This is a genomic window from Bacteroides coprosuis (assembly GCF_020741705.1).
GTDB classification, from domain to species: domain Bacteria; phylum Bacteroidota; class Bacteroidia; order Bacteroidales; family Bacteroidaceae; genus Bacteroides_E; species Bacteroides_E coprosuis.
In genome coordinates this window covers 26148-33625 of the sequence record NZ_DYYK01000179.1, presented here as the reverse complement: position 1 = coordinate 33625, position 7478 = coordinate 26148, and the positions used below count along the sequence as shown (strand labels likewise).

Here is a 7478-nt window from a genome sequence, read left to right as displayed (position 1 = left end):
TCGGTTAGACTCATTTAATCTTTACACTTTCTTTATTCTAAAGCATAAAAAAAAGCGAAGATATCTTCGCTTTTTAAAATTATGGTGTTGGTTGATTACCACTTTTCTGGTAGTATCTCAATCCAATATCCGTCTGGATCAATAATAAAGTAGAGTCCCATTTCTTGGTTTTCAAAGCATACACAATCTAATTGTTTATGGTATTTGCGAACCTCATCATAATCTCCAGGAACTCTAAAGCATAAATGGCTTTCATTTTCTCCTAACTCGTAGGCTTCCTTATGGTCTCTAAGCCAAGTAAGCTCTAATAAAAAACCAGTCTTATTGTCCGTTAAGTATACAAGTTCGAAAGAACCATCCTTTGATTGTTTACGATGATGTTCTTTTAATCCTAGAGCTTTACCATAAAACTCTATACTTCTGTTTAAATCTGTTACATTGATATTGAAATGATCAAATCTAGCTTGTACATTCATGATATTTTAATATTAAAAGTATTACTTACTCCATACATCTATAATCTCACCTATATAGAATTTTTGGAGGGCCTTAGCTCCAAGTTCTTTTCTTAAACTTTGATCTACAATAGATTCAGGAGTGATAGATTGAGATAGAATTTTTTTGCATACTACTTTAAGGTTAGCCTTGTCTTTACTTGCATTATCTTTGCTATATAGGCTGATACTAAATGTATTGCTGTTTTCAAGAGCATCATATAATTCCGATCCAAAAGGAACAAATACACTTGCTATAGGCTTGCCAAATGCGTATCCAAATTCTATTGCATCAATAGGTATATTGTAATATTCCCCATCTTTGGTAATGGTGATGACTAGGTTACTATTTCCTGTTTGCTCATAAACATTTTTAGGTAAATTTATATCTGTGGAATTAATTGTAGCTGTAGTACCTGCAAATGTTGCCGCAGGAATAACTTTTTCTGCTGAACCAATATTTGTTGATGGCTTGTTTATTTCTACAGTTGTAGGTTTCATCTCTCTTTGACTAACAGCTGGATGAGGTGCTAATCCTATATTTTCTCTTGGAGCAATTTCGTAAAGAGCATTTGTCGCATCTTCAAAAAGTTCGTCAAAATAATCGATAGTTTTAACTCTCCACTTTGATAGACCTCTTACTAACTTAGTTTGCGATTTATTTAAGGCTTGTTTATCAGATATCATTTCCTCGGCTGTAAAGCGTTCGTTTTGACCATAGGTATATGATATTTTATCTACTTTGAGATTGCATTCTCCATCTTTCACTTGAGCAATAAACTGGTAGGTGACTGCTGTTTGATCTAATGATAGAAAAGCCGATTTAAAGACGATTGTGTCATTACCTAGTGCAACCAGAGTCCCTTCATCCATGTCTTTATAAACAACACGGCTCATTTGCGTGTTAAAACGTTTTTCCATCCACTTTTCTGCTTGATTAAAAATCTGTTCTTTCTTTGTGTTTGGAATATGTACGTTTTCTGTGAAAATAACTTTCCCGTCAATTTCAGGAACTGCTCCTGCTAAGTATTTCTCTTGTTCTCTTTGAGCGAAACTAGGAACTGCAACTCCTAGGAGTAAAATAAATGTGAGTAAATAATTCAAAGGTTTCATATTCTGTTTTTATTATAAGTCCAATTCAAAAGTTTGTCCCTTTTCTTTTATTTCAAGAAATTTAGCTCCGTTTTTTTGGGCTATAGCCTTGAATGCAGATGCTTCTTTATACTCATAGTCAAAATGCATAGGAGTAAAATACTTTGTACTTATTTTTTCTATAAATTGCTCTGCTCCTAAATAATAATCTTTTTGCATTCTAGGGTCTACAGGGAAAATAACTAAATCCATGACTTTATACTTTCTGTAAATCTCTGTTAGCTCTGCTAAGTAAAATTGTTCTGCTTCTAGGCTTTCCTCTTCAGATGCATCACTTTTCCAATGCCAGTTATTAAGATCTCCAGCATGGAATATTAATGATTTATTGATGTGGATAAGCATAGATATACCTTGATCGGTAGAGCCAAAAGCTTCAATACTTAATGTGTCATCTTCATAAGAATCTCCTTTATCTATAAATTCAGCATCTGTTTTCTTGCATAATCTATGATCTAAGATATCCTTAGAAAAAACGTATTGTATTTTGGGGTTCTTGTTTCTCCATTCTAAGATAAAGGGATTAAAGTGATCGGGGTGTGCATGAGTACTCAGTACATATATTTTTTTACCAGACTGTAAGAGTTTGTCATTTACAATACCTGTGTTTATTTTTTGATCACTAGAATCTTGAAAATAGTCTATAATCACAACCGTGTCATCTGTCTCAATAGCAAATCCGCTGTGAAATATATAATGAAGTTTCATAATTTAGTTTCTTTTGTATGTTGATACTATAAAGATAGAACAACTTTCCAACTTCTTAAGTTTACTTAAGGAGCAAGTCTATTTACTCCCCAGTTACCATTGGCTTGTTCTTCGTACAAAAAGCGATCATGAAGTCGGTTGGGCCTACCTTGCCAAAACTCTACTCGGGTTGGTCTTACGGCATAACCACCCCAATTACTTGGTCGCTCAATTTGTCTTCCGATCCACTTTGAAGATTCCATAACAAACTCTCTCATTAGTTTAAATCGGCTAGGAATAGGTTGGCTTTGCGGTGATATTCTTGCACCTATTTGACTTTTATAAGGACGAGAATGGAAGTACTCATCAGATATTTCAGGAGCTATTTTTTCGGCAAAGCCTTCTATATGCACTTGACGTTCTAGTTCATGCCATACAAAGCTTAAGGAAATAGCTGGATTGTTTTGGAGATGTCGCCCTTTTCTACTATTGTAATTGGTATAGAATACGAATTCCTCGTTTCTTAATTCTTTAAGTAAGACTGTGCGAGTAGCAGGGTGCCCTTCTGGAGAAACTGTGCCAACAAGCATTGCTGTAGGTTCATTTACATCTTGTTCCATAGCTTCTTGTAGCCACTGCTCAAATAATAAAAAAGGATTATCCGGGATGTTTTTCCCAGACAATCCTTTTTTTGTATACTCTTGCCTTACAGATCTTAAATTTAAATCCATAATTGACTTTATTTAAAAGTTAGTGCTATACCTTGTTATTTAGGATAGCATATCAGAGTATTATAGGGTAACTTCATTCACTAGCTCTTTTCCTTCTGAGAAATCTTTTATGTTTTGTAAAGTTGTATGTGATATGTTACTCAAAGCTTCTTTGGTAAAGAATGCTTGATGTGAGGTAACAATCACATTATTGAATGATAATAAACGAGCTAAAACGTCGTCATCAATAATACGATCTGATTTATCTTGGTAGAAATATTCTCCTTCTTCTTCATAAACATCAAGTCCTGCCCAACCCACTTTTTTGCTTTTTAAACCAGCAATTAGTGCATTTGTATTTATAAGTTGACCACGTCCTGTATTTATAATCATAACACCTTCCTTCATTTTACCTATTGAATAGTTATTAATCAGGTATTTAGTGTCATCTGTCAACGGACAGTGAAGAGATATAATATCTGCTTTTTGATATAATTCATCTAATGTAACATATTTAATGTCTTCTTGTTCAGCCCACTTAGTATCTGGGTACAAATCATAAGCTAATATATTTAGACCAAATCCTTTTAATATGTTAATTAGGATCTTTGCAATTTTGCCAGTTCCAATAATACCTGCAGTTTTGCCATGCATATCGAAACCCAATAGACCATTTAGAGAAAAGTTTCCATCTCTCGTTCTCCATGTAGCTCTTGGTATACGGCGATTAAGAGCTAGCATTAAAGCTACAGTATGTTCTGCTACAGCATAAGGAGAATAAGCAGGTACACGTACTACTTTAATACCAAATTTATCTGCAGCCTCTAGGTCTACATTGTTAAATCCTGCACAGCGTAGTGCAAGTAGTTTTACTCCGTTCTTTGCTAATTGCTCAATTACATTAGCATTAGCATTATCATTTACAAAAATACACACTACGTCACACCCTTGTGTCAATAGAATGTTGTTAATACTTAGGTTACCTTGATAAAAACGTAAGTCGTAGCCGTAGTCTTCATTGGCTTCTTTGAAAGATGTTTTATCGTATGGCTGAGAGCCAAAAAATGCGATTTTAATACCCATTTTACAATCTATAATTTTTTTACCTTAAAATATAATAAACGTCGCAAAGATAAGAATGTTTTACTTATATATAATATGAAAAGTGAATATTTATAAAATTGGTTAACTATAAAATGGTTGTAAATGAAATAGATTTGTAGTATTGTAGTTAAATTATGCACAAAATAATTGGTATTGTGCATTTTTCTTCTACCTTTGCCGGCTGTTAATCAATAAAAAGATTTTATGGTAAAGAAATTACTTCTGTTTAGTGCCTTGATTGTTGTTTCGTTTGCAACATTCGCAGGTGGTTTATTAACCAATACGAATCAGCATATCACTTATTTAAGATATTTGGCACGTCAATCATCTACCGAAATTGATGCTATTTATTATAATCCTGCTGGTACAGGCTTTTTAAAAGAAGGATGGAGTTTTTCGCTAAATGGTCAGAGTGCTTTTCAAACTCGTACTATACATTCTACTTTTGGAAATGAAAAATTTCCTGGGTTTGCAGGAAGTGTAGATAATAAAGGTAACTACACCAAAAAATTTAAAGGAGATGCTTCTGCTCCTATTATTCCAAGTCTCTTTGGCGCCTATAAAAATGGACATTGGACTTTCTCAGGAAGTTTCTCTGTAACAGGAGGTGGTGGAAAAGCTACTTTCGATGATGGCTTAGCTTCATTTGAATCCAATGTAGCACTTTTACCAAATCTATTATCAAAAGATTTTCCTGGTACTAGTAAGTATCGTTTAGATTCATATATGGAGGGATCTCAAATTATTTATGGACTTCAAATGGGTGCTGCTTACCAAATTAATGAAAACTGGTCTGTGTATGGTGGTGTGCGTATGAACTATGTAAGTAATGAGTATTATGGCTATGTACGTGATATTTCTGCTAATATTGGTGGGAAAGAAATGGTAGAAGTAGCTCCCTATATGAACTCTTTAGCTAAAGAAATGCTTTATACAGCAGGGTTTCTTCAAGCTCAAGGTAAGCTCGAAGAAGCAGAGCAATACAGACAGCTTTCTGCTAAAATAGAAAAGACAGCGGAAAGAGCTGGTGATCAAGAATTAGACTGTACTCAGTCTGGTTGGGGGGTAACTCCGATTATAGGTCTTCATTTTAGAAGTGGTAAATGGGATGCAGGTATTAAGTATGAAATGAATACTAAGTTGAATGTAGAAAATAAGACAAAACACGATACAACTGGAAAATTTAAGCATGGTGTGAATACCCCCAATGATATTCCTAGTGTCTTGACAGTAGGTGCAACTTATAGAATACTTCCTACATTAAGAGCTTCTGTGGGTTATAACCATTTCTTTGATACACATGCAAAAATGGCTGATAATAAACAAGATCATATTAAGCAAGGTACTAATGAGTATTTAGGTGGTGTAGAATGGGATATTTGTCGCTGGGCTCAAGTGAGTGGTGGTCTTCAACGTACTAAATATGGTGTAACTGATAATTATCAGTCTGATATGAGTTTTGCTGTTAGTTCAATGTCTTATGGCTTTGGTGCTGGCTTTATGTTAGCTGAAAATGTAAAACTAAACGTAGCCTATTTCTGGACTGATTATGGCAAACACACCAAAAATACAGACAATTATAATGGAACTAATCTTCCTGGAATGGATGTATTCTCAAGAACAAATAAAGTGTTTGGTGTCGGTTTAGACTTTTCGTTTTAGTATTAAATAATAGGTTTTTAGTTGAGGAAGATGAAGTTATATAAGTGATTTACTGCAATAAATCTCAAATAGCCCATCCGATTTTATTTTAAACCAGATAGCTTAAGGCTCTATTTACAGAAATGTGAGTAGAGCCTTTTTATAAAAAACTCTTAGAATCATTTATGGTGAAGTCATTATAAATATGTACTTTTGCAGTCCAATTTATAATAGTACGATGATTTTACTCCTTATTCTCACCTTACTATATAGGTAGTAAATATCCGTGTGCTTGGTAAACCACGTAAAAAACAAGATGTAATGAAGAAAAATGTATCCGTTTTATTCATGCTGCTCGGCATGATTTTTGTTGTGAGTTTAATTGCTTCCAACTTGTTAGAAACTAAAGTTATTGATCTTTTTGGTTTGAAAATAACTGGAGGGCTTCTTTTATTTCCTATATCTTATATCATAAATGACTGTATAGCTGAAGTTTGGGGATTTAAAAAAGCAAGACTTATTATTTGGTCTGGTTTTTTCTTAAACTTTTTTGTTGTGGCCATTGGTTATCTTACCACCATGTTGCCTGCTGCTGCAGAGTGGGATGGGGGTCCGCACTTTAATTTTATTTTTGGTTTAGCTCCTCGTATTGCATTAGCAAGTTTCCTTGCTTTTTTAGTAGGTTCTTTCTTGAATGCGTATGTCATGAGTAAGATGAAAATAGCTAGTGGAGGGAAAAACTTCTCTGCTCGTGCTATTTGGTCTACCATAGTGGGTGAAACTGCAGATTCATTGATTTTCTTTCCTATTGCATTTGGTGGACAGATGGGATGGTCATTGATTTTTAAATTGATGATCATTCAGATTTTCTTGAAATCATTCTATGAAGTATTAGTATTGCCGATTACTATTCGAGTAGTAAAATATATAAAGAAAGTAGAAGGTGTTGATGCTTATGATAGAGATATTTCTTTCAATGTATTTAAAATAAAAGATATCTAATTCATCAATCATCTATAAATTCATCAGAGTAACTAATAATGGGGTTGTATTTGTGCATAAATACAACCCTATTATTAGTTTATAGGTCCCTGACATGATATCATCTTAACACCGACATGATATCATCATGACACCGACATGTTAGTTTCATATCGGTAATACAAATTGCTCATATCCTCTTTATTCATGGTGGTACGGACCACCTTTTAATATATTTAAAGCTCGGTATAATTGTTCAATAAAAATAAGACGTATCATCTGATGTGAAAACGTCATTTTGGAGAGTGACATCTTTTCGTTGGCTAGTTTATAAACCTCTTGTGAAAACCCATACGGACCACCAATAATGAAGACGAGTCTTTTATTCACGGTCATCATCTTTTTTTCTATCCATTCGGCAAACTCTATTGATCTCATTTCTTTGCCGTGTTCATCGAGCAAAACAATGTAATCACTAGGAGACAGAGCTTTGCATATCATTTCTCCTTCTTTGGCTTTTTGTTGTTCGAAGGTGATATTCTTGGTGTTTTTTAGCTCTGGTATAACTTGCATATCAAAAGAGATATAGCGTTGTGTGCGTTGAGTGTAATCTTTGATTGCCTTTATAAAATGAGATTCAACTGTGCGACCTACTACTAATAAGGTAACTTTCATCTTTGATTGTTTTGGATTGAAAAACGAATTGATTTCC

The 7478-nt window shown here is 33.9% G+C and carries 8 protein-coding genes; 2 read left to right on the top strand and 6 right to left on the bottom strand.

Features of this window, described 5'->3' with window-relative positions; translation table 11 throughout:
• Positions 1–95: 95 nt before the first annotated feature.
• From K8V80_RS10640 to K8V80_RS10620, 5 genes are all read right to left on the bottom strand, one after another.
• Complete coding sequence (locus K8V80_RS10640; RefSeq protein ID WP_006744431.1) at positions 96–476, bottom strand: VOC family protein; 381 nt, start codon at positions 474–476, stop codon at positions 96–98.
• Between the two features lie 21 nt (positions 477–497).
• The gene (locus K8V80_RS10635) at positions 498–1607 is read right to left on the bottom strand and encodes a DUF4468 domain-containing protein (protein WP_276777837.1); all 1110 of its coding nucleotides are present in this window, start codon (positions 1605–1607) and stop codon (positions 498–500) included.
• Positions 1608–1619: 12 nt separating this feature from the next.
• On the bottom strand, positions 1620–2351 hold the full coding sequence (locus K8V80_RS10630) for an MBL fold metallo-hydrolase (RefSeq protein WP_276777835.1): 732 nt from the start codon (positions 2349–2351) through the stop codon (positions 1620–1622).
• A 65-nt stretch (positions 2352–2416) separates the two neighbouring features.
• The gene (gene pdxH / locus K8V80_RS10625) at positions 2417–3061 is read right to left on the bottom strand and encodes a pyridoxamine 5'-phosphate oxidase (RefSeq protein WP_276777833.1); all 645 of its coding nucleotides are present in this window, start codon (positions 3059–3061) and stop codon (positions 2417–2419) included.
• Between the two features lie 60 nt (positions 3062–3121).
• On the bottom strand, positions 3122–4123 hold the full coding sequence (locus K8V80_RS10620) for a 2-hydroxyacid dehydrogenase (RefSeq protein WP_006744435.1): 1002 nt from the start codon (positions 4121–4123) through the stop codon (positions 3122–3124).
• Positions 4124–4348: 225 nt separating this feature from the next.
• On the opposite strand from K8V80_RS10620, the gene K8V80_RS10615 reads away from it, so the two are divergent.
• Entirely contained in the window at positions 4349–5806 is a 1458-nt protein-coding gene (locus tag K8V80_RS10615; protein ID WP_006744436.1) for an OmpP1/FadL family transporter, read from the top strand.
• 300 nt (positions 5807–6106) lie between these two features.
• Complete coding sequence (locus tag K8V80_RS10610) at positions 6107–6787, top strand: queuosine precursor transporter (RefSeq protein WP_006744437.1); 681 nt, start codon at positions 6107–6109, stop codon at positions 6785–6787.
• Between the two features lie 180 nt (positions 6788–6967).
• On the opposite strand, the gene rlmH is transcribed toward K8V80_RS10610, so the two are convergent.
• Positions 6968–7441, bottom strand: coding sequence for a 23S rRNA (pseudouridine(1915)-N(3))-methyltransferase RlmH (gene rlmH / locus K8V80_RS10605; RefSeq protein ID WP_040310129.1), 474 nt, complete (start codon positions 7439–7441; stop codon positions 6968–6970).
• Positions 7442–7478 lie beyond the last annotated feature (37 nt).